Below are 19,348 nucleotides of genomic sequence, written 5' to 3'. Positions count from 1 at the left end.
CTCTAAAGCGCGTCGTGTTCGACCGGCCTCATGCGACGCGCTTTATGTTCTTGTTTTGATGCATGTCGTTACCGCAAAACCGCTGCACACTTTTGCGCGACATGCATCAGGCCCCGGAAAAATGATGAAGTGCGATGGCTGACGCCGCTGCGACATTCAGGCTGTCGAAATCCTGCGCCATACCGATCCGCAGCGTCTGCAGGCGAGCAAGCAGGCTTTCCGGCAGGCCTTCGCCCTCGGTGCCGAGATAGAGAGCCAGCCGCTCGTTTCTCTTGGCATCGCGAATGTCGATTTGCCCGTGCGGCGACAACGCGAATTGGCTGAAGCCTTGCTGGTCGAGTATGGCGATGCAGCCGGCGGCGTCGGCAAAGGAGGCGAAGGGGACTTTCAAGGCGGCGCCCACCGAGACGCGGATTGCCTTGCGGTACAGCGGATCGCAGCAGGTCGGATCGAGAAGCACGGCATCCGCGCCAAAGGCGGCGGCATTGCGGAAGATCGAGCCCATATTGTCATGATTGGCGATGCCGACCAGCACAACGATCAGCGCGCGGGCGGGCAGCGCGCCGAGCAAGGCCTCAGCGGAGATGGCCGCACCTTTGCGGCCGATCGCCAATATGCCGCGATGCATGTGGAATCCGGCGATCCTGTCCATGATTTCGCTGGATGCGACATAGATCGGGAGCCCGGCAGGCGCCTTGCGCAGGACGTCATCGAGGCCGGCCAGCCGGTTTTCGAGTACCAGCACCGATTCTGCCTCGAAGCGCCGGGCGGCGAGCAGCGTGTCGAGCACCACCTTGCCTTCGGCGACGAAACGGCCTTGCCGGCCGGCAAGATCTCGCTCCCGGATGTCGAGATAGGCGGCGACGCGGGGATCCTGCGGGTCGTCTATGCGGATCGGATTCATGGCTTCCTCGGCCGACCATGGCATCGGCCGCGAATCGGGATTCGGTTTCGGAAGGCATGATGCCGGATCCGAAGCTCGGACCGTATCTCAGCGTCCAAATGGATGCACGCCGTTCGAACGGTCAAGCCCAATCACTGGACGCCGGGCCGAGGCCCCCTGGCGACGAGAAATACTTGATTCCCGCGGCACGGCCCTTCGGCCAAGCCGCTTCAATTCAGAATTTCGATCGGGCGAAGGAACCACACAGGGCCATGCCGCGTCATAGAAGCGGGCTCCTGCTGCAGTCCTGGGAGGACATCGATGATCAGGCTCCTCCTCGTCTTCGCCGCCACGCTTGCCCTCGCATGCGGCGTGGCTCGCGCAGCCAAGCTCGATCCAGCCACCGTCAATCAGGCCCAATTCACTATCGGCGAACCGAAGGGTGTCGATCCGATGCTGCTGAAGGCGCAGATCCTTCTGGATCGCGCCCGCTTCTCGCCGGGCCTGATCGACGGTCGTCTTTCCCAGAACTTCGCCAAGGCCGTCGCCGCGTTTCAGGCGGCAAACGGACTTCCGCCCGACGGCAAGCTCGATCCACAGACCTGGAGCAAACTCATCGCAACCTCCGCCAGGCCGGTGCTGGTGACCTATGAGGTGATGCGCAAGGACGTGCGCGGACCTTTCACCAAGCGTATTCCGGCCCGCTTGGAGAGGATGGCCCGCTTGCGGCGGCTCGGTTACCGCAATGCGGTGGAGAAGTTGGCCGAGCGCTTCCATATCAGCGAACAATTGTTGAGAATGCTTAATCCTGGCACCAGTCTCAGGAAACCAGGCAGGACGTTGGTGGTGCCTGATGTCGGCAGGGGCGACCCTGCCGCCGGGGTTGCCGGCGTCGAGATCGACAAGGGCGCTCGCCTGGTGCGTGTGCTCGACCGTGCCGGCAAATGGCTGGCGGTCTACCCCGCCTCGATTGGGAGCGACGAGAAACCGGCGCCAAGCGGCACGGCAGAGGTCAAGCGCGTGGTGCACAACCCTACCTATCACTATGATCCGGACTTCGCTTTCAAGGGGGTCAAGACCAAGCGGCCCTTCACTATCGCTGCCGGGCCGAATAATCCGGTGGGATCGGTCTGGATCGATCTTTCCATCGAAAGCTACGGCATCCACGGCACGCCGGAACCGGGCAAGATCGGCACGACCTTTTCCCATGGCTGCATCCGGTTGACCAATTGGGATGCCGAAGACCTCGCCTCCATGGTGCAGCCTGGCACGAAGGTCGAGTTCAAGGACGAGATTGCGCAGGCCGCCGAAGAGCGCGCTCAGTAGCAGGCGGACTTGGCAGCAAAGCGGACTTGCCGGCCAAACGGACTTGCCGGCCAAACGGACTTGCCGGCCAAACGGACTTGGCGACCAAACGGACTTGGCGGGGCGTTCTCCGCCCCGGCCAATCAGGTCCCGGCGCGACGCAGCCGGTGAGCCATCTGCGACAGTTCACCTTCGCCGAAAATGCCGTCCAGCATGTGCAGCAGTTCGCGTACCGCGCCGGATTTGCAGGAATAATAGATCATTTGCCGGTCGCGACGGGTCTCGACAAGGTCGGAAGCCCTGAGCTTGGCCAGATGCTGCGACAAAGCGGATTGGCTGAGCGACACTTTCTCGGCTATGGCGCCGACCGACATTTCGCCCTCGGCCAGATAGCTCATGATCAACAAACGTTTTTCGTTGCCCATCAGCGTCAGAAACGCGGCCGCGGCTCCGGCGTTGGCGACTAGCTTGTTCGAGACCATAGATCCCCCATGCCTTCCTGCTCATCCGCCGCTATGGGGGCAATAGCGTCGGATTCCATAGACTTTCCCTATAGATGCACGCCAGCGATTCAGCGTCACTCGCAAAGGTAGAACATTTCGCTCAAATCTCAAGGCTTGCTTTCCATGCAAGCCGATTAACTGTGCGGCTGTGATCAATTTGCCGATCGGGCAGCCTTTGCCATGTCGACCAGGACAGGCCTGAGGTCGCGTGCCGCCTGCAGCGGATTGGGAAAAAAGACCCGGCAGACATTGTCGCCGGATACGAGATCCATCCCGTCGGCGTCGAAGCCGGTGACGATCCAGCCGTCGCGCTCGGCCCCGCCGAAATGACTTGCGTAGAGGGCAATCGCATCGAGATGGTCGGCGTTCATGTGGTCGAGTGCCGATTGCTCGCCGGCGGCAAGCTCTTCAACGATTGCTCCCGTCGCGACCAGATCGGCGCGTTCGAGCAGATAGGCCTTGCCGAAGCCGCCGTTCAGGCTGGCGCGCTCCGGTTCGAGCCGGAAGATCGAGAAGTCGCCGAGCCCGGCATAGAGCTTCGCCTTGGGATTGCGGTTGAGGTAGCGCCGCTCGGCGCGGGCGTGTTCGTTCGATCCGCGTTCGAGCCGTACGGCGCGGCAGACGAGCGTCAATCGCGGATGCGCCAGCGGATCGCCCTTGCCGGGTTCGCCGACGAGCAGCGAGCAGCGCGGGTCGGCAAGGATAGCGCCGGTATGGGCGGACAGCATCGACACCAGGATCAATGGCGTGCCGTCGATGTCGGTGGCGACACCGACCCTGCTGGCCAGCGGCGAACCGGTTCCTGGCTCGAGCACTGCCAGCGCGCCGAAACGGGCGCTGCGGATCAGCGTCTTTGCCAGCCTGATCGCCTCGGCGTCGGTCGCGCGGATCACGTCTTTCCTGGGTTCGTCCAAAGCACCACCGTCGCGTTTACTTCGGCGCCATGCGGATGGCGCCATCGAGGCGAATGGTCTCGCCGTTGAGCATCTGGTTCTCGATGATGTGCAAGGCAAGTGCGGCATATTCCGAAGGCTCGCCCAAACGGGAAGGGAAGGGCACTGCCGCACCGAGCGAATCCTGCACCTCCTGCGGCATGCCGGCCATCATCGGCGTCCTGAAGATGCCGGGCGCGATGGTGCAGACGCGAATGCCGGAGCGGGCGAGATCGCGCGCCACCGGCAGCGTCATGCCGACGACGCCGCTTTTGGATGCCGAATAGGCCGCCTGGCCGATCTGGCCGTCATAGGCGGCGACCGATGCGGTGTTGACGATGACGCCGCGCTCGCCGCCCTGCAGCGGCTCGAGCTTCGCGGTCCGGTCGGCAACCAGGCGGATCATGTTGAAGGTGCCGATCAGATTGACCTCGATCACCTTGCGGTATTGGTCGAGCGGATGTGGTCCGTCCTTGCCGATCGTCTTCATGCCGATAACGATGCCGGCGCAATTGACCAGGATGCGCGGCTCGCCGAGCGTCTCAGCCACTTCCGCGACAGCAGCGGCACCGCTTTCCGCGTCGCTCACATCGCATCGGACGGCAATGCCGCCGATGTCGGCCGCCACCTTGGCCGCCCGCTCGATGCCGAGATCGAGGACGGCAACCCTGGCGCCGCCGGCGGCAAGAGCGCGCGCCGTCGCCTCGCCAAGGCCGGAGCCGCCACCGGTGACGATCGCAATCTGGCCGTTCGGGTTCATCTCGACGTCCTCCTCCGAGCCCAGACTATTCTGCCAAGCCACCGTGCGACAGCGCCGGCATGGTCACGCCATCGCCGCGATGTGCTCGCCAATCCTCGCCTGGTCGGCGTGGCAAACCTCGCCCACCAGCCTTGCCACTGCGCCCGGCACGATCTCGTGCGCCAAAAGCCGGTCGAGGTCGACCGGACGCGGCATCGAGATCTGCCCACGCGGCAGCCTCTTGAAACCGAGCGGACCGTAATAGGGTTCGTCGCCGACCAGCATCACGGCCGGCGCGCCGGCTTTGGCAGCGGCTTCGAGCGCGATTGCCACCAGCCGGCGGCCGATGCCGAGGTTCTTGAAGGCCGGCTGCACGGCGAGCGGCCCTAGCATCAGCGCGCGGCCGGCGCCCGCGGCGATGCGTGTCATCCGTACCGAGGCGACGACGGTTGCGCCGTCGACGGCCACGAAGGACAAAGCCCGTTCATGCGGGCCACCTTGGCGGATCCTGTAGGCAGCAAGCACGAAACGGCCCGGCCCGAAGGCTTCGTCATTGATGGCTTCGATTTCAGGATCATGCGCCGGAGTTTCCGGCAGGTATTTCACGTCGGCAAGGCTCATGGTCTTTGCGTTCCGGTATGCGAGGAAAGGTTTGCTGCAAGCGGCAGCGTTCGCCAGTCAGCGCTTCATCAAGCGCGGGCGCTCTTTCGTCGTCGGTCGAACCGGATCAGGGCAAAGTCGAACATGCGGATTGTCCGCTAGCACCAATTTTCAGCCGCCGCAATCGGCCGGTTGCGCTCGACGACGCAGCTGTTGACGATCTGTTCAGCGCTGGCGATTTCGGCAGGTCCATTTCATGCCCTACATCAGGCAGGAACGCGAAAGGACATTTCATGGGATTGCTAGTCGAAGGCCAATGGCAGGACCGCTGGTACGATACCGGGGAGAGCGGCGGCAAATTCGTGCGGGCGCAGTCGCAGTGGCGCGACTGGGTGACCCGCCACGGCTTCCCGGCCGAAGGGCGAAAACGTGGCTTCAAGGCCGAGCCCGGCCGCTATCACCTCTATGTCTCGCTCGCCTGCCCGTGGGCGCATCGGACGCTGATCTTTCGCGTGCTCAAAAAACTCGAGGACGTGATTTCCGTCTCGGTCGTCCATCATTTCATGGGCGCCGACGGCTGGACGTTCCTGGCCGAGGACGGCGCGACCGGCGACACGCTCTACGGCCTCGATTTCCTGCACCAGATCTACACCAGGGCCGATCCCGGCTATTCGGGCCGGGTCACCGTTCCCGTGCTGTGGGACAAACGCGAGCAGACCATCGTTTCCAACGAATCCTCCGAGATTATCCGCATGCTCAATTCGGCCTTCGACGAATGGGGCGATGCCAAGCTCGATTTCTATCCGCAACCGCTGCGCGGCGAGATCGATGCGGTCAATGCGCTGGTCTATCCCGCGGTCAACAACGGCGTTTATCGTGCCGGCTTCGCCACCACGCAGCCAGCCTACGAGGAGGCGTTCGGCGAATTGTTCTCGACGCTCGACATGCTGGAGGACCGTCTGTCAAGGCAGCGCTATCTCGTCGGCGGCCGCATCACCGAGGCGGATTGGCGGCTGTTCACGACACTGGTCCGCTTCGACCCGGTCTATGTCGGCCATTTCAAGTGCAATCTGCGCCGCATCGCCGACTATCCGAACCTGTCGAATTATCTGCGCGACCTCCACCAGGTGCCAGGCGTCGCCGGCACGGTGAATTTGCACCACATCAAGTCGCACTATTACGGCAGCCACGAGACCATCAACCCGACACGCATCGTGCCGGTCGGGCCTGAGCTCGACTATGGCGCGCTGCACGACCGCGACAGGTTCAGGAAGGCGGCGTGAGACCGGCGCCCTAGCGGAAGGTTTCTGAGTCCATCTTTGCCCTTCTGACGAGATCAGCTTTCAATGTGGTATTTCCAAATCGATTGGAGTAGCCGAGCGACGTTGCCAGGAACGCCACGATGCCGCCGATCATGACGATCTGGACCGACATCTGGAGCGGGATTGCGCGAAACGATCCCGACAGCAGAAGCACGGCCATTCCCAAACCCATTTCTATCAGGCTTGAGAAGCCGACCATTTTCCAGAATTCAGTGCGAGTAAAAAGCCGAGCATGTCGCTTTATAAAAACAAAATATGTCACGAATGCCGCAAAAAGTTGTATTGCGAACTGGATGCCTCTTCCACTTTTTTCCAACCTTGATGGATCTATCCCAAGGACCATTGTCGAAATTAAGGCTGTAGCAAGAATTGTTGTCACAGTAATTACCGTGTAAAGTGAGATATATAGTACGATTCTAAACCTGTCGTTTTGGCTATGTTTCATTTTTCTCTTATCGCCTAATATATATAGTTCTCTCGGAGAACAATGGATGTTGCCGGCCTAAACCGAAGCAGCCAAAGCTGTTGGAGAGATGATCTACCAGTAAGGCGATGCCGAATTCCCCTCAAAAACTTCGGCAATCCGCCGCAGCGTCGCCGGTGTCGTGCCTTCCGGCAAGCGGTCGAGCGGAAAGAAGCCGGCTTCGGCGATCTCGCGGTCGGGCAGCTTGGGTGCTGGCTGGTCGAACTCCTCGACCAGATAGAGACCGACATGATCGCGGCGGCTGGCGCGGCGGTTGAAATGCAGGGACTTCAGCACCGGCGGTCCGGTCAGCGCGATGTTGCCTTCCTCGAAGACTTCGCGCGTCAGCGCTTCGATCATCGTCTCGCCCAACTCGACGCCACCGCCGGGCAGGTGCCAGCCAGGGACATAGGTGTGGCGGATGAGGAAGATGGAATTGGAGGGGCGGTCGTGGATCAAGCCGCGCACGCCGAGCGTCATCGGCCGCCGCAGTACGAAGTACAGGTGAAACAGCCTTGCCCTGAAGCCTGGCCAGCCGGTCTGGCGCAGGGCTTGCTCCGGATCCGGCGTCATCGTCCGCGAAACCGTGAGTGGAAAGCCGCGCGCGCCTCGCCTATGAAGAAAAGATGTTCAGGCTCGCGCATATTTCCGATGTCCATCTGGGGCCGCTTCCCGATGTAACCTATCGCGATCTCGCCTCCAAGCGCGTGGTCGGTTACGTCAATTGGCAGCGTAACCGCCGCCGCCACATGCACGACGCCGTCATCGACACGATCGTCGCCGACATGAAGGCCAGCGGGCCGGACCATCTCGCCATCACCGGTGACCTGGTCAATCTGGCGCTCGACGGAGAGATCGAGATGGCCAAGCACTGGCTGGAGACGCTGGGCTCGCCGAATGACGTGTCGGTCGTGCCAGGAAATCATGATGCCTATGTGCCGGGCGCCTTCGACAAGACCTGCCGGTCCTGGGCAGCATGGATGACCGGCGACGGCGTCAATACGCCGGTCGACCGCAACACCTTTCCCTATCTGCGCGTGCGCGGCGATGCTGCGCTGATCGGCGTCTCCACGGCGCGCGCCACGGCTCCGTTCATGGCCAACGGCTTCTTTCTGGAAGGCCAGGCGGAAAGGCTGCGCGACATGCTCGACGCCACAGGCAAGCGCGGCCTGTTCCGGGTGATCATGATCCACCACCCGCCGGTGCGCGGCGCCGTTTCGCAGAACAAGCGGCTGTTTGGCATCTCGCGCTTCCACAAGGTTCTTCACCGGCACGGCGCCGAGCTTGTGCTGCACGGCCATTCGCATGTGCCGTCGCTCTTCTTCATCGGCGCCCGCAAGGCCAAAATCCCGGTGGTCGGGGTCGCCGCCGCCGGGCAGGCCCCCGGCAGTTCGCATGCGCCGGCGCAATACAATCTGCTCGACATCGACGGTGAAAAGGACAATTGGCGGATCAAGCTGACGCGCCGCGGCCTGACCGGGCCGGCATTGCCGCCCAGCGACCTGCAGACAATGGAGCTTGGCGTCGAGGCCGAGGCGTCGATGGCTAGAGTAATTCCAGGAAAAGTGTGAAACGGTTTTCCGTCCGGAATTGCGTCAAAACAAAGAGATAGAGCCGTTCAGCGTTTCCGTGAAACGCTGAATGGCTCTAGAAGCTGATTTTCATTGCGACGATGCGGTCCCAGAACAGCACGAGCGAAATCGCCAGGCCGACCAGGGCGCCGGCGGCGATCAGGCCCAGGCCCGAGAAGAAGGCCGACCAGCCGTTGCTGCGCGCAGGGACATGCAGCGGCGGCTCGGCCTCCGCCACCAGGGCGCGTTTCAGGCCGGCGACGGCCTGCTCGATGCCGCCTTCCATCATCCTCTGGCGTTCGACGACGCGCTCGGCGACATAGCGCGTCACCTGATCGGCAACGACCTTCATCTCGGTCGACTCGGCGAGCACGACGCGGCCGATGCGCGTGTCCTTGAGAAAGCGGTAGGTGCGGCGGTCGCGTCCCATGGCGACATGGCTGACGGCGTCGATCCACAGCCTTGGCTGCAGGCCGGACGAGACGGCGAAGTCGAAACTGTCCATGTCGGTGGGTACGTCGCCGAACACCGGCGCGAGTTCGGCGGCAAGCAGATCGAGCCGCATACGATGCGCCTCGCGCATGTCGACGACGACATCGTCGCGGTCGGCGAAGGCGTTCTTGACGTCGCGAATGGCATCGGACAGTTTTCGCGACTGATCGATCTGGGTGATGTTCTCGCCTGCGTCCTTCATCGGCGTAGCCTCGCGGGTTTGGTTAACACCGAATTAACACAGCCGCCAGCAAAATGCACTTGCGAGATCGATGGGTGGGCAAGGGTTCGCTGGAGCAGCACCAGCGCCGCCGCCGTGCCTGTGCGAAGACCGATCAGCTCGCCGCAGCGGCGAATCCCGGACGAAGCCGCCTGCCGCGGCGCCTCATATTGCGACGGACGGCTTCGACGATCAGGCCGGGCGCTTCCTCGACCAGCATATGGCCGGCTTCCAGCACGTGGTGCAGATGAAAACGCTTCGGCAGGCCGTCCGCTTGGCTGACAGGCAGCACCGCGTCGTCCGTCCCCCAAACCACCATCACCGGCATGTTCAGCGTTTCAAGCCGTTCGCTCGGGATGACACCTTGCCGATCATCCCTGGTCATTGCGGCTGCGAGCTCGACAAGTGTCCCCAACTGGCCGGGACGCTGGCGCATCTCGTTGAGGAGATCGACCCGGTGCTGCGGGGGCTGGCTTTGCGGTCCCGACATGGCGGCAAGGCAGGCGCGGATTTCGTCGGTGCCGGCAGCGGCGGCGTAGCGGCGCAGCAGCGGGCCATTGATCTCAGGACCAAGACCGCCCGGTGCCAGCAGCGTCAGCGAGGCCATTCTTTCGGGCTCGCTCAATGCCATCAGGGCGGCCACGGCGCCGCCCATCGAATGGCCGACGAGATGGGCCCGCTTTATCCCGCGTGCGGAAAGGTCCGCAAGGACGGCACTGGCTGCGATCCTGGCCGGACCGCCGCCCGGAAAATCGAACGACAAGCCATGACCCGGCAGATCATAGGCCAAGGTCCGCGCGCCCGGAGCCAGAGGCGCGACCACATCGCGCCAGTCGTCGTGGCAGCCACCGAAGCCATGCAGGAAGACAATCGTCGTCGGGCCGGTGCCCCGTTCGGCAGCGTAAAGGGATCGGGTCATGCAAACTTAATGGGTTTGTGCCGGGATCAGTCCGGATGCCGGGGGGATCAGTCTTTGTGCCGCGATTGGTCTTTATGCCGCGATGGGTTTTGGGGCGGTTCAATCGTGTCTGAATTGCGCTTTGGCCGTGCGGATGGCCAGTAAAATTTTCGCGATCAGCTGACGTCGTTCGCGCGCCGGAAGACGTCAGCTGGCACCGCCAAGCCCGGCGGCGCGCAGGGCCTCTACCAGTCGGTTGGTCAGATCGGCGGGATATCTGCGCTCGACGAACGTTGCACGCGGATCGGCTGCGAATTTCGGGAATTTTGTGGTCAATTCCTGCAGCAGCCTGCTTGCCAGCTTTTCGCGGCCGGCAGCGTTGGCACCGATCAGCCGCGCCGCCAGATAATGCGATTTCATTTCCGTCGTTCGCAAGCCGTCGCTGGCAAGCGTCGCCTTGTTCATGTCGCCCATCATGAACTCTCCTGCGAACAGCCCGTAATCCCACCATGTCGGATGGGCGCTGGCGATATCCACCGCGTGAGCAAGGATCGGGGTGCCCTCGCTGTACCTGCCGGCGAAAACGAGCCCGTAGCCATAGGCGGCGGCCATTGCGAGATCGTAAGGATTGAGTTCGTAAGCCTTGCGCATCCAGCGGATCGATTCCTCGGAATTGCCGATGCGCGAATTGAGATAACCAAGGGCGCGGTGCGCATAGGGGCTGGTGGGGCCCATCTGGATGGCGCGATGGGCAAACATCATCGCCTTTTCCATCGTCGCGTCGGCGGGGTAGGGATAATGGTCGGTGACCGCCTCCAGATGCAAGGACGCGAGTTCCGAATAGACGAGCGACGACTTCGCCTCCCGGTTGGCAAGATCTTCGAGGCAGCGGTAGGCGGCTTCGTGCGTCTGCGCGTTCTGGTCGAGATAATATTTGCCGTTGAGCACCAGACACGCCGTCAGCCCGGTCTGGATGCCGCTCTGCTCGATGTAATTGTAGATCGTGCCCGAGGCGGGAAGAGCCGAGCTCAAAATGCCGGAGATTTGGTCCTCGATAGCGGTGTTTGCGCTGTCGCCGGCGGTCAGGTTGCGTGACAGCAGCACGCGGCCGGTCGCCACGCTCTGCAGCTCGAGCATAATGTCGCCGCTGCGCGGCCCGGGCAGGACATCGAACACGAAGCTGGCGGCGTCGGTAAGTGGATCGGGCGGGCTGTCGGCATCACGACCGATGAAGTTGATGGTATCGAAGCCGCTAAGGCCGGCGCGCAGTGATGCAGCGACACCGCGAGCCACGTCGCTGTCGGCCTTGATGGCAATGTAAACCTGGGGGAGGGTTTCAACCGGAGGCGCCGCTATGCTGCCGGTCGCCACCGCGGTCTCGACCGCCGTGTCGCCGCCGGTCAGCAACACCACGCTGCCCTGGCGAAGGATCAGCACACCCAGCATGAGGATGACCAGCGCGATCGCCAGCCAGAAGAACTGCAAATGGCGCTGCAGCGACGGTGCAGCGGGGCTGAGCGCTGGAACGCTCAGCAATGCAGCCGGATGTGCCCGGTTGCGGGCATCCTCCGAGGATCCGGGCGGGGCGCTCGTCGCCGCCTCCTCTGTCGCCGGCTGCGGCTTGCTCTCTGCCTCGGCCTCCGCCGGCAAGCGAATGGCATTGAGTTCGTAGGATGGAACATAGCCGCCGCGCGGAATGGCGATGCGGACCGGTTCGGCAACGCCCTCGTTGGCGAAGTACTGCTGCAGCAGCTCGCGCAGCCTGCCGGCCTGCACCCGCACCACCGCATCGGTCGACGGATCGAAATCGCCGTCCTTGCCGAAGACGTCCATCGCTATAGAGAAGCCCTTGAGCCTATCGGCTTCGCCTGCCTGCTCGCGCTCGACCAGGTAGCGGAGCAGCTTGCGCGCGCGCTCGGATCGTCCGAACGTTTCGCTGGCCAGCAATCGCTCCAACGTTTCGCGCACTGCGGGGGCGGCAGGCGTGGTATGCTGCAAGTGTCGATCCCTTCGAATTCGGCACAGGTTGAGGTACGATCATATAGCGCTGGCGCCGCCTTACAAGCATGTGCTTATGGTGCGATAGCGTACCCACCGGATAAATATCCGGTGGCTGATGGCGCGGGCCTGGCAGTTTCGGCTAGCCGCCCTTCCGGCCGACGATGCGGTTGGCGGCCGAAACCACGGCTTCGAGCGAGGCGGCGACGATATTGGTGTTGATGCCGGCGCCGAACAGCTTGCCGCCCGGATGTTCCATCTCGACATAGGAAATGGCCGAGGCATTCGAGCCGCGCTGCATGGAATGCTCGGAATAATCGAGCACCGACATCGGCACCCCGACGTGGCGCGACAGCGCATCGACGAAGCCGTCGATCGGGCCAGTACCGGTGCCGGATATGGTCACCTCCTTGCCCCCGTCGAGGATCACCGCTTCGACCACGCGCCGGCCCTTGACCTCGGTGTCGGGGTAGGTGTGGTGGTCGAGGAACTTCAGCCGCGCGCCGGGCTGGTCGACATAGGTGTCGAGAAAGCGCTCGTAGATGCGCTTGGCCGGCACCTCCTTGCCTTCGGCGTCGGTGATCGCCTGGATGGCCTGGCTGAACTCGATCTGCAGGTTGCGCGGCAGGTTGAGGCCGTAATCCGCATGCAGCACATAGGCGATACCGCCCTTGCCGGACTGCGAGTTGATGCGGATGATGGCTTCGTAGCTGCGGCCGACATCGGCCGGGTCGATCGGCAGATAGGGCACCTCCCAGTGCGGCGTGTTGGCCTTGCGCAGCGCCTTCATGCCCTTGTTGATGGCGTCCTGGTGCGAGCCGGAAAAGGCAGTGTAGACGAGCTCGCCAACATAGGGATGGCGCTCGGGGATCTTCAGCTGGTTGGAGTATTCGTAGACGTCCTTCATGCGGTTGATATCGGAGCAGTCGAGCCCGGGATCGACGCCTTGCGTGTACATGTTGAGCGCCAGCGTGACGATGTCGACATTGCCGGTGCGCTCGCCATTGCCGAACAGCGTGCCTTCGACGCGGTCGGCGCCCGCCATCAGGCCGAGTTCGGTGGTGGCGATGCCGGTGCCGCGGTCGTTGTGCGGATGCAGCGAGATCAACAGGTTCTCGCGGTTGTCGAGATTGCGGCACATCCATTCGATGCGGTCGGCATAGATGTTGGGCGTCGACATCTCGACCGTGGAGGGCAGGTTGATGATCAGCTTGTTTTCCGCCGTCGGCTGGACGATTTCGGTGACGGCGTTGCAGATCTCCAGCGCCACTTCGAGCTCGGTGCCGGTAAAACTCTCCGGCGAATATTCGAAACGATAGCCGCCGCCGGCCTTCGCCGCCATGTCGGTGATCATCTTGGCCGCATCGGTGGCGATCCGCTTGATGCCGGCGACGTCTTTCTCGAAGACGACGCGGCGCTGCAGCTCGCTCGTCGAATTGTAGAAATGGACGATCGGGTTGGTGGCACCCTTGAGCGCCTCGAAAGTGCGGGTGATCAGTTCCGGCCGGCACTGCACCAGCACCTGCAGCGAGACGTCGGCGGGCACGTTGCCTTGTTCTATGCACCAGCGGGCGAAATCGAAGTCGGTCTGCGAGGCCGACGGGAAGCCGATCTCGATCTCCTTGAAGCCCATGTCGAGGAGCAGGGCGAACATGCGCGCCTTGCGTTCCTGGCCCATCGGATCGATCAGCGCCTGGTTGCCGTCGCGCAGGTCGACCGAGCACCAGATCGGCGCCTTGTCGATCACTCTCGAAGGCCAGGTGCGATCGGCAAGGCCGACGGTCGGATAGGGCTGGTATTTGCGGGCGGCGTCCGGCATGCCCTTTACCGCAGGCTTGCTGATTTCCTCTACATTCAGGCGGATATCTTCTCGTGCGTTCATCGTCGTTTCTCCCGGCGGCTCGCGGATCCAGCTTCAGGCGGATTGGTGGCGAGCGGCGCCTTTACCAGAATTTCGTTCGCTTGATGTGACGTGCCAATTTGTGACTGGCCAAGGAGCGTGCGCGTGAGCGGCAATTCGACCGCCGGGCGCTCCTTCAGCGAACCCGGCGATCGCCGATAAGGCCGAGAAGCAGCAGGGTGGAGGCAAGCGCGCGAACGGTCTGGCCGGCAATGCCGGTCGGGCGGGACGCAAAAGAGGTGGCGCGCGGGCTCATGGCGGATTTCATACAGGAGCGGGCAAAGCGAGGCAAGTGGGAGCCTCGCCGTCGCAGAAGCTGCCGATCTCCCCCCGCAAGGGGGAGATTGGATGTCGCCTTGGTTTTCGCCAACATTCAAAGTTGAGGGTGGGGCAACTTTGTTCTTGCTTTGTGCCGGCAGCTATGCTACTAATCTGGCTATGGTGCTGATTGGCGCCGAGGACCCGCCGTCGAGGCGGGTTTTTTATTTCCGGCACCTCCCAGGAGGAAACATGACCGCACCCGATCCGATCCGCCGCTTTGTCGAAGCCACCAATGCCGGCGATAGCGAAGCCTTCCTGGACAGTTTCACGCCCGACGCCTTCCTGAGCGACTGGGGCCGGTCGTTCAAGGGCCGCGAGCAGATTGCGCGCTGGAACCAGTCGGACAATATCGGCGTGCAATCCAGGCTCCGCATCCTCGGCATCGCAGCGAAGGACGGCACCTGCCGCGTTCGCATCGCCGTCGAAGGCAACGGTTTCAACGGCGACGGCGATATGGTCTTCACGCTGGACGGCGAGCGTATATCGGGCCTGGTGATCAGCTGACGCACTGCCCGGCTGGTCTTTACTCCCGCAGGCTTCTCGCCACCAGCCGCGCCACGCTTGGGCCGACCAGAAGCACGATCAGGAAGCGTGCCGATTGCAGCGCCATGACGAAGGAGATGTCGACATGCTGCGCGGCGGCGGCGATGATGGCGACGCTGTCCATGCCGCCGGGGCTGGTCGCCAGATAGGCGGTCAGCGGATCGATGCCGAGCAGGCGGCTGATCAGGAAGGCGAGGCCGCCGCAAAAGACGATCAGGGCAATGATCGAGCCGACGATCTGCGGCAGCGCGCGGGCCGCGTGGCGCAAGATGGCCCTGGTGAAATTCAGGCCGATGCTCCAGCCGATCATCGTATAGCTCAAGGCGAGCAGCCAGGGCGGCAGCTGCATGGTCACGCCGAGCCCGAGATGGATCACGGTGCCGAAAATGAAGGTGCCGAGGAAGAACGGCGACGGCAGCCGGAAAAGCTTTCCGGCGAGGCCGCCGACCAGCGCCACGCCGAACGTCGCGGCCAAGCCTTGCGGGTCGACCGGCGGGAACCAGACGATGGCCGGCACCTCGATGCCTGAGGTGTCGACCCAAAGCTTGGCCACCAGGGCTGCCGTCATCGAGACGCAGATGACGCGCAGATAGAGCATGAAGGCGACGAGGCGCTGGTCGGCGCCGAAGGCACCGGCCATCAGCACCATGGCGGTGGCGGCGCCCGGCGACGAGCCCCAGACGGCGGTGGTGCCGGGCAGGATGCGCCAGCGGCTGATCAGCCAGCCAAGCAGGCTGGATGCCGCGACCGTCGCCATCACGACGCCGAGGAACAGCGGCCATTCCTTGTAGAAGACGGGAAAGATATCGGCCGAGATGGAACTGGCGACCAGGCAGCCGACGACCGCCTGGGCGGAGCCGAACAGAACCCGCGGCACGCGCACCGTGGCGCCGTTGGTGCCGGCAGCGATGGCCGCCAGCATCGGTCCGATCAAGAGCGCGGCGGGAAGGGCGGCGAGTTCCAGCGCGCCGGCAAACAGCACCGAGACCACCACCAGGACCGGCCACTGCCAGCCCTTGTGGATCCGCGCCACATGCTCGATGGCCGGCGGGTTCGGGGAAGAATCCATAGATCGGCTCTTAGACCGGTCGCGAAAAAATGCGAACCTTTTTGCGGGGGAAAAGGGCTTGGGTGGTAATGGCACCAGCCATCCGTAGCGATCCTTCGCGCCCCCCTCTGTCCTGCCGGACATCTCCCCCTCTAGTGGGGAGATTGGATGTCACGTCGGCCTTCGCCAATCTCCAAAAAGAGAGCTGTCGGCGAAGCTGCCAATCTCCCCACTTGAGGGGGAGATGGCCGGCAGGCCAGAGGGGGGGCGCTGTCCCGCCGGCCTCTCCTCTATTCCGCCTTCACCGCCGGCAACCCAAACCCACCAACCGGACGCGTCTCCACCTGGAACTCGAAGCCGGCGATGATCGGCCGTGCCTTGGCGATTGCCGCCTGGACTTCGGGCAGCTGCAGCGAAGCTTTATGGCTTTCGGCGTCGGTCCACACTTCGGTCACCCAGATCGCGTCGGCGTCGGCCGGGTCGGTGGCGATGATGTAGTTCAGGCAGCCGGGCATGGCGCCGGTGCTGGCGAGCAGGACCTCCATGACCGCGTCGCGCTGGCCGCGCGTCGCCCGCATCTTGCCGATCAGTCCGTACATTCGCTTTGCTCCGTTGAGATTACGCAACCAGGAGTATGCAGTTCGCCGTCTACGGCATCAACTGGCCGCCATTCACCTCGATCACCTGGCCGGTGATGTAGCCGCTCAACAGAGCGGAGGAGAGGAACAGATAGGCGCCAACGCAGTCCTCGGCGGTGCCGGCGCGGCCCTGCGGGATGGTGGCGATCATGCCTTTCATCTGGTCGTCGGTCGAGTAGCGCTCGTGGAAAGGTGTCGCGATCGTGCCGGGCGCCACCGCGTTGACGCGGATGTTGAAACCGATCAGCTCCTTGGCCATGCCGCGCGTGACGTTGGAGACGAAGGCCTTGGCGGAGCCGTAAAGGCCGGCGCCGCCACCGGCGCCGTTGCGCGCGGCGATCGAGGAGGTGTTGACGATGAAGCCGCCCTGCCGCTTCAGCCATGGGATCGCCTTGCGCGAAGCTGTCAGCACGGAACGCGCGTTGAGGTCCATCACCGCGTCGTAATGCGCCTCGGTCTGCTCGGCATAGGGCACGCGGCCGAGCATGCCGCCGGCATTGTTGACGAGGCCGTCGAGCCGGCCGAAATGTTGCGCACTGTCCTCGACGACGCGCTCGACATCGGCGGGGATCGAGAAATCGCCCTGGGTCAGGAACACGTCGCCGCCACCGTTGCGAATGGTCGCCGCCAGGTTTTCGGCAGCCACCCGGCTCGAATTGTAGTGCAGTGCGACGCGACATTTCTGCGCGGCGTAGGCAAGTGCAAGCGCCGCGCCGATGCCGGTCGACGCGCCGGTGACCAGCACCGCCTTTCCGGCAAGGTCGGGGATGACCAGAGAGGGGCTGACAAGGGTGGTGGTGGCTGGCACGTCTATTCCTCCGGGGGACTCGGCCTGCTCTTCGTAGGCCCTCGCAGTCCTCGCGTTCAAGTCCGTAAAAGCCTATGGCCTGAGATAGGCGTAGCCCTGGCGCTGCAATTCGGCGAGCTTGACGACACCGCCTCTGTCGGCGGCATGGAAGCCGTCGAGCAGGTCGGCCAGGCCGATATCCATGCCGTGCATGGTGTTGGCGCAAGCGTGCGGGCTGAGCCCATCCTGGACAAGGCCGGCGAAACGCCCGGAAATGGCGGCGGATATGCCCTTCGACTTGAAGGCGGCAAGTGCTGGGCCGTGCACGACAAGCGCGATGTCGACCTTGCCGTCGGTGCCTTCGAAGTGGTTCTTGATGTTGCCGAGCACGAAATTGACCTTGTCGAGATCGCTGAGGTGATAGGCGACCTTTTGCCTTTCCTCTTCGACGGCCTTGACTTCAATGGCTGCCGCCTTGGTGGGGCGCAGCCCGAAAAGCCCGGCGGCCCCGGCAAGACCGACGCGGAAAATATCGCGGCGTCGCATGGCTTCATCTCCCATTTAGCCGGCCCGCGCAAATTGCGTGGCCTCGGCCTCGATCCTAGCATAAATTGACGTCACGTCTTGTCGGGGCAATGGAGGGGTAGCATGACGTCGAGGACCATAACGGGGACCATTGTGGGCGCCGGGCTTGGGGCTGCCTTGCTTTCCGCCGTCGGCGGCGCTGCTTTCGCCGATGACACGCTCAAACTCACCGAGCTCAGCCCCGACGGCAAGGACGCCTGTTTCGGCCGCGTCTACGACGCCGCGCATCTCAAGTCGCATCCGCACCAGAAGGTGGCGCGCATCTTCTTCTATTACGGCCGCGATCCGGTCAGCCGGCCAAACGAGGAGCCAAGCACCGGCATCGATTCCTCCTACAATGGCTTCATGGCGACGACGGTACGCGGCGCCAAGGCGCCGGAATGGCTCGGCGGTTGGTGCAGCCATGAATCGGACGACGGCAAAACCGGTCCGATCCGTTGCGGCATGGACTGCGATCGCACCATGGCTTCGCTGAAGGTCGACGACAAGGGCCGGCTGATCGTCTCGGACGTGCAGCCCGATCTTTATCTCGATGCCGGATCGGAAGACGAGCTCGGCAAGGCGGAGTACGAACGGCAGGCGTTGGGCAAGGACGACAACGGCTTCAGGCTCGATCCGATGCCGGCCGCGACCTGCAAGGCGGAGTTCGCCCGCATCGACCCGATCGATCCGGCACTTGGCCCGCCATTGCGCGAGCGGCTGAAGCCGGACCAGGCCTTCTGCTACGGGCGTGACTATGATGCCGCGCATCTCGGCTCGCATCCCGATCAGCTGACCCAGACGATCCGGGTTTTCCGCGGACCGGTCGAGCTGGCATCCTTCGCCAAGGGCGGCGACCTCGCCAATTGGCCGAGCGGCGCAGACATCGCCGTTTCGGTTACCACGCGGCAGAAATCGGCCAAGGTCACGCAGGTCTATAACTGCCAGGGCGAGGGCGACCAGTGGCGCTGCGCGGCGAGCGCGAAGACGGGTGGTGCCTCCTGCGATATCGCGCAAAAGGAGATTTTCCTCCGCCGCGGCGCCAACGGCACGATGATGCTGGCCAACCCAAACAGCGGCCTGCCGATCGTCGATCTGTGCTCGAAGGCGGCGGAAGGCGACACCAGCTCCGACGACAAGGTCTACCGGCTGGAGCCGATGCCGCAGGCCGCCTGCGGGCCTTGATCATGTGACGAGGAGGTGGATGCCATGCGCAAGACAAGGGTGTTTTGGTCCGGCCGCTCGCAGGCGGTGCGCTTGCCAAAGGAGTACCGTTTCGACACCAAAGAGGTTTTCATCAGCCGCCACGGCCAGAGCGTCATTATCGAGCCTCTTGCGCAGGATTGGGCTTGGCTGGACAGAGTGATCGGTCCGCTTGATGACGATTTCGCGGAGGCGGCTCTGGAAAGTCCGTCGGATCAGATCCTCGAATCCATGGCGCGCAGCGGCTCGGAATGAGGGCTACAGCGATCCTTCGCGCCCCCCTCTGTCCTGCCGGACATCTCCCCCACTTGGGGGGAGATCGGCAGCTTCCTCGAGTTGTGTGCGTCAAGTTCTGCAAAAATGGCGTGGCAGTAGCTGTGACGTCGGCGTGTCCGCCGCGCAGCCCCCGTGTTTAGCG

At 63.5% G+C, this 19,348-nt stretch carries 21 protein-coding genes; 6 read left to right on the top strand and 15 right to left on the bottom strand.

What is annotated here, in order from left to right:
* Positions 1-106: 106 nt before the first annotated feature.
* The gene (locus tag NKH29_RS10770) at positions 107-904 is read right to left on the bottom strand and encodes a TrmH family RNA methyltransferase (RefSeq protein ID WP_023719270.1); all 798 of its coding nucleotides are present in this window, start codon (positions 902-904) and stop codon (positions 107-109) included.
* Between the two features lie 300 nt (positions 905-1,204).
* On the opposite strand from NKH29_RS10770, the gene NKH29_RS10765 reads away from it, so the two are divergent.
* A complete protein-coding gene (locus NKH29_RS10765) occupies positions 1,205-2,209 on the top strand; it encodes a L,D-transpeptidase family protein (RefSeq protein ID WP_352999565.1) in 1,005 nt (334 codons plus the stop codon).
* A gap of 122 nt (positions 2,210-2,331) precedes the next feature.
* On the opposite strand, the gene NKH29_RS10760 is transcribed toward NKH29_RS10765, so the two are convergent.
* The 4 genes from NKH29_RS10760 to NKH29_RS10745 form a co-directional block, all read right to left on the bottom strand.
* Positions 2,332-2,670 carry an ArsR/SmtB family transcription factor gene (locus NKH29_RS10760; RefSeq protein WP_023719268.1) on the bottom strand — a complete coding sequence of 113 codons (339 nt, stop codon included), beginning with the start codon at positions 2,668-2,670 and terminating at the stop codon, positions 2,332-2,334.
* A 173-nt stretch (positions 2,671-2,843) separates the two neighbouring features.
* Entirely contained in the window at positions 2,844-3,650 is an 807-nt protein-coding gene (locus NKH29_RS10755; RefSeq protein WP_198030492.1) for a HugZ family pyridoxamine 5'-phosphate oxidase, read from the bottom strand.
* Complete coding sequence (locus NKH29_RS10750) at positions 3,622-4,383, bottom strand: 3-hydroxyacyl-CoA dehydrogenase (protein WP_352642757.1); 762 nt, start codon at positions 4,381-4,383, stop codon at positions 3,622-3,624. Before NKH29_RS10750 ends, NKH29_RS10755 begins: the two co-directional genes overlap by 29 nt.
* Positions 4,384-4,446: 63 nt before the next feature.
* The gene (locus NKH29_RS10745; RefSeq protein WP_352482039.1) at positions 4,447-4,983 is read right to left on the bottom strand and encodes a GNAT family N-acetyltransferase; all 537 of its coding nucleotides are present in this window, start codon (positions 4,981-4,983) and stop codon (positions 4,447-4,449) included.
* Between the two features lie 272 nt (positions 4,984-5,255).
* Between NKH29_RS10745 and NKH29_RS10740 the strand changes: the two genes are divergently transcribed.
* Entirely contained in the window at positions 5,256-6,245 is a 990-nt protein-coding gene (locus tag NKH29_RS10740; protein ID WP_352884451.1) for a glutathione S-transferase family protein, read from the top strand.
* Between the two features lie 10 nt (positions 6,246-6,255).
* Here NKH29_RS10740 and NKH29_RS10735 read toward each other — a convergent pair whose 3' ends face one another.
* Both NKH29_RS10735 and NKH29_RS10730 read right to left on the bottom strand, forming a co-directional pair.
* Positions 6,256-6,729 (bottom strand): ABZJ_00895 family protein, encoded by a 474-nt coding sequence (locus NKH29_RS10735; RefSeq protein WP_352591686.1) that lies wholly within the window; start codon positions 6,727-6,729, stop codon positions 6,256-6,258.
* A 93-nt stretch (positions 6,730-6,822) separates the two neighbouring features.
* Entirely contained in the window at positions 6,823-7,320 is a 498-nt protein-coding gene (locus NKH29_RS10730) for an NUDIX domain-containing protein (RefSeq protein WP_023719262.1), read from the bottom strand.
* A gap of 53 nt (positions 7,321-7,373) precedes the next feature.
* Here NKH29_RS10730 and NKH29_RS10725 point away from each other — a divergent pair, with 53 nt between their 5' ends.
* Positions 7,374-8,318 carry a metallophosphoesterase family protein gene (locus tag NKH29_RS10725; protein ID WP_352494797.1) on the top strand — a complete coding sequence of 315 codons (945 nt, stop codon included), beginning with the start codon at positions 7,374-7,376 and terminating at the stop codon, positions 8,316-8,318.
* Positions 8,319-8,394: 76 nt separating this feature from the next.
* On the opposite strand, the gene NKH29_RS10720 is transcribed toward NKH29_RS10725, so the two are convergent.
* The 4 genes from NKH29_RS10720 to leuA all read right to left on the bottom strand — a co-directional run bounded on the left by NKH29_RS10720 (position 8,395) and on the right by leuA (position 13,745).
* Entirely contained in the window at positions 8,395-9,012 is a 618-nt protein-coding gene (locus NKH29_RS10720) for a hypothetical protein (RefSeq protein WP_352494772.1), read from the bottom strand.
* Between the two features lie 133 nt (positions 9,013-9,145).
* Entirely contained in the window at positions 9,146-9,949 is an 804-nt protein-coding gene (locus tag NKH29_RS10715) for an alpha/beta fold hydrolase (RefSeq protein ID WP_352494773.1), read from the bottom strand.
* A gap of 186 nt (positions 9,950-10,135) precedes the next feature.
* On the bottom strand, positions 10,136-11,926 hold the full coding sequence (locus NKH29_RS10710) for a tetratricopeptide repeat protein (protein ID WP_352591689.1): 1,791 nt from the start codon (positions 11,924-11,926) through the stop codon (positions 10,136-10,138).
* A 142-nt stretch (positions 11,927-12,068) separates the two neighbouring features.
* Entirely contained in the window at positions 12,069-13,745 is a 1,677-nt protein-coding gene (leuA, locus tag NKH29_RS10705; protein WP_352494798.1) for a 2-isopropylmalate synthase, read from the bottom strand.
* Positions 13,746-14,336: 591 nt separating this feature from the next.
* Between leuA and NKH29_RS10700 the strand changes: the two genes are divergently transcribed.
* The gene (locus NKH29_RS10700) at positions 14,337-14,651 is read left to right on the top strand and encodes a nuclear transport factor 2 family protein (protein ID WP_352999563.1); all 315 of its coding nucleotides are present in this window, start codon (positions 14,337-14,339) and stop codon (positions 14,649-14,651) included.
* Between the two features lie 19 nt (positions 14,652-14,670).
* Here the strand turns inward: NKH29_RS10700 and NKH29_RS10695 are convergent, their stop codons facing one another.
* From NKH29_RS10695 to NKH29_RS10680, 4 genes are all read right to left on the bottom strand, one after another.
* A complete protein-coding gene (locus NKH29_RS10695) occupies positions 14,671-15,759 on the bottom strand; it encodes an AbrB family transcriptional regulator (protein WP_352999561.1) in 1,089 nt (362 codons plus the stop codon).
* A gap of 269 nt (positions 15,760-16,028) precedes the next feature.
* The gene (locus tag NKH29_RS10690) at positions 16,029-16,337 is read right to left on the bottom strand and encodes a putative quinol monooxygenase (RefSeq protein ID WP_352999559.1); all 309 of its coding nucleotides are present in this window, start codon (positions 16,335-16,337) and stop codon (positions 16,029-16,031) included.
* Positions 16,338-16,386: 49 nt separating this feature from the next.
* Positions 16,387-17,184, bottom strand: coding sequence for an SDR family NAD(P)-dependent oxidoreductase (locus NKH29_RS10685; protein WP_352494777.1), 798 nt, complete (start codon positions 17,182-17,184; stop codon positions 16,387-16,389).
* A 72-nt stretch (positions 17,185-17,256) separates the two neighbouring features.
* Complete coding sequence (locus tag NKH29_RS10680) at positions 17,257-17,709, bottom strand: DsrE family protein (protein ID WP_352450551.1); 453 nt, start codon at positions 17,707-17,709, stop codon at positions 17,257-17,259.
* A gap of 102 nt (positions 17,710-17,811) precedes the next feature.
* Here NKH29_RS10680 and NKH29_RS10675 point away from each other — a divergent pair, with 102 nt between their 5' ends.
* Positions 17,812-18,912 (top strand): hypothetical protein, encoded by a 1,101-nt coding sequence (locus NKH29_RS10675; RefSeq protein WP_352999557.1) that lies wholly within the window; start codon positions 17,812-17,814, stop codon positions 18,910-18,912.
* Between the two features lie 24 nt (positions 18,913-18,936).
* Positions 18,937-19,185 (top strand): antitoxin, encoded by a 249-nt coding sequence (locus NKH29_RS10670; protein WP_023719250.1) that lies wholly within the window; start codon positions 18,937-18,939, stop codon positions 19,183-19,185.
* Positions 19,186-19,348: the final 163 nt, after the last annotated feature.

The sequence above is a fragment of the Mesorhizobium sp. M1295 genome (assembly GCF_040318135.1).
Lineage (GTDB): Bacteria > Pseudomonadota > Alphaproteobacteria > Rhizobiales > Rhizobiaceae > Mesorhizobium.
This window is presented reverse-complemented; position numbering and strand designations above follow the sequence as displayed.

What these genes read in the sequence shown, in the direction of transcription:
- NKH29_RS10770 (WP_023719270.1), bottom strand. Translation starts at nt 904, where the DNA reads ATGAATCCGATCCGCATAGACGACCCGCAGGATCCCCGCGTCGCCGCC.
- NKH29_RS10765 (WP_352999565.1), top strand. Translation starts at nt 1,205, where the DNA reads ATGATCAGGCTCCTCCTCGTCTTCGCCGCCACGCTTGCCCTCGCATGC.
- NKH29_RS10760 (WP_023719268.1), bottom strand. Translation starts at nt 2,670, where the DNA reads ATGGTCTCGAACAAGCTAGTCGCCAACGCCGGAGCCGCGGCCGCGTTT.
- NKH29_RS10755 (WP_198030492.1), bottom strand. Translation starts at nt 3,650, where the DNA reads ATGGCGCCATCCGCATGGCGCCGAAGTAAACGCGACGGTGGTGCTTTG.
- NKH29_RS10750 (WP_352642757.1), bottom strand. Translation starts at nt 4,383, where the DNA reads ATGAACCCGAACGGCCAGATTGCGATCGTCACCGGTGGCGGCTCCGGC.
- NKH29_RS10745 (WP_352482039.1), bottom strand. Translation starts at nt 4,983, where the DNA reads ATGAGCCTTGCCGACGTGAAATACCTGCCGGAAACTCCGGCGCATGAT.
- NKH29_RS10740 (WP_352884451.1), top strand. Translation starts at nt 5,256, where the DNA reads ATGGGATTGCTAGTCGAAGGCCAATGGCAGGACCGCTGGTACGATACC.
- NKH29_RS10735 (WP_352591686.1), bottom strand. Translation starts at nt 6,729, where the DNA reads ATGAAACATAGCCAAAACGACAGGTTTAGAATCGTACTATATATCTCA.
- NKH29_RS10730 (WP_023719262.1), bottom strand. Translation starts at nt 7,320, where the DNA reads ATGACGCCGGATCCGGAGCAAGCCCTGCGCCAGACCGGCTGGCCAGGC.
- NKH29_RS10725 (WP_352494797.1), top strand. Translation starts at nt 7,374, where the DNA reads ATGTTCAGGCTCGCGCATATTTCCGATGTCCATCTGGGGCCGCTTCCC.
- NKH29_RS10720 (WP_352494772.1), bottom strand. Translation starts at nt 9,012, where the DNA reads ATGAAGGACGCAGGCGAGAACATCACCCAGATCGATCAGTCGCGAAAA.
- NKH29_RS10715 (WP_352494773.1), bottom strand. Translation starts at nt 9,949, where the DNA reads ATGACCCGATCCCTTTACGCTGCCGAACGGGGCACCGGCCCGACGACG.
- leuA (WP_352494798.1), bottom strand. Translation starts at nt 13,745, where the DNA reads ATGCCGGACGCCGCCCGCAAATACCAGCCCTATCCGACCGTCGGCCTT.
- NKH29_RS10700 (WP_352999563.1), top strand. Translation starts at nt 14,337, where the DNA reads ATGACCGCACCCGATCCGATCCGCCGCTTTGTCGAAGCCACCAATGCC.
- NKH29_RS10695 (WP_352999561.1), bottom strand. Translation starts at nt 15,759, where the DNA reads ATGGATTCTTCCCCGAACCCGCCGGCCATCGAGCATGTGGCGCGGATC.
- NKH29_RS10690 (WP_352999559.1), bottom strand. Translation starts at nt 16,337, where the DNA reads ATGTACGGACTGATCGGCAAGATGCGGGCGACGCGCGGCCAGCGCGAC.
- NKH29_RS10680 (WP_352450551.1), bottom strand. Translation starts at nt 17,709, where the DNA reads ATGCGACGCCGCGATATTTTCCGCGTCGGTCTTGCCGGGGCCGCCGGG.
- NKH29_RS10675 (WP_352999557.1), top strand. Translation starts at nt 17,812, where the DNA reads ATGACGTCGAGGACCATAACGGGGACCATTGTGGGCGCCGGGCTTGGG.
- NKH29_RS10670 (WP_023719250.1), top strand. Translation starts at nt 18,937, where the DNA reads ATGCGCAAGACAAGGGTGTTTTGGTCCGGCCGCTCGCAGGCGGTGCGC.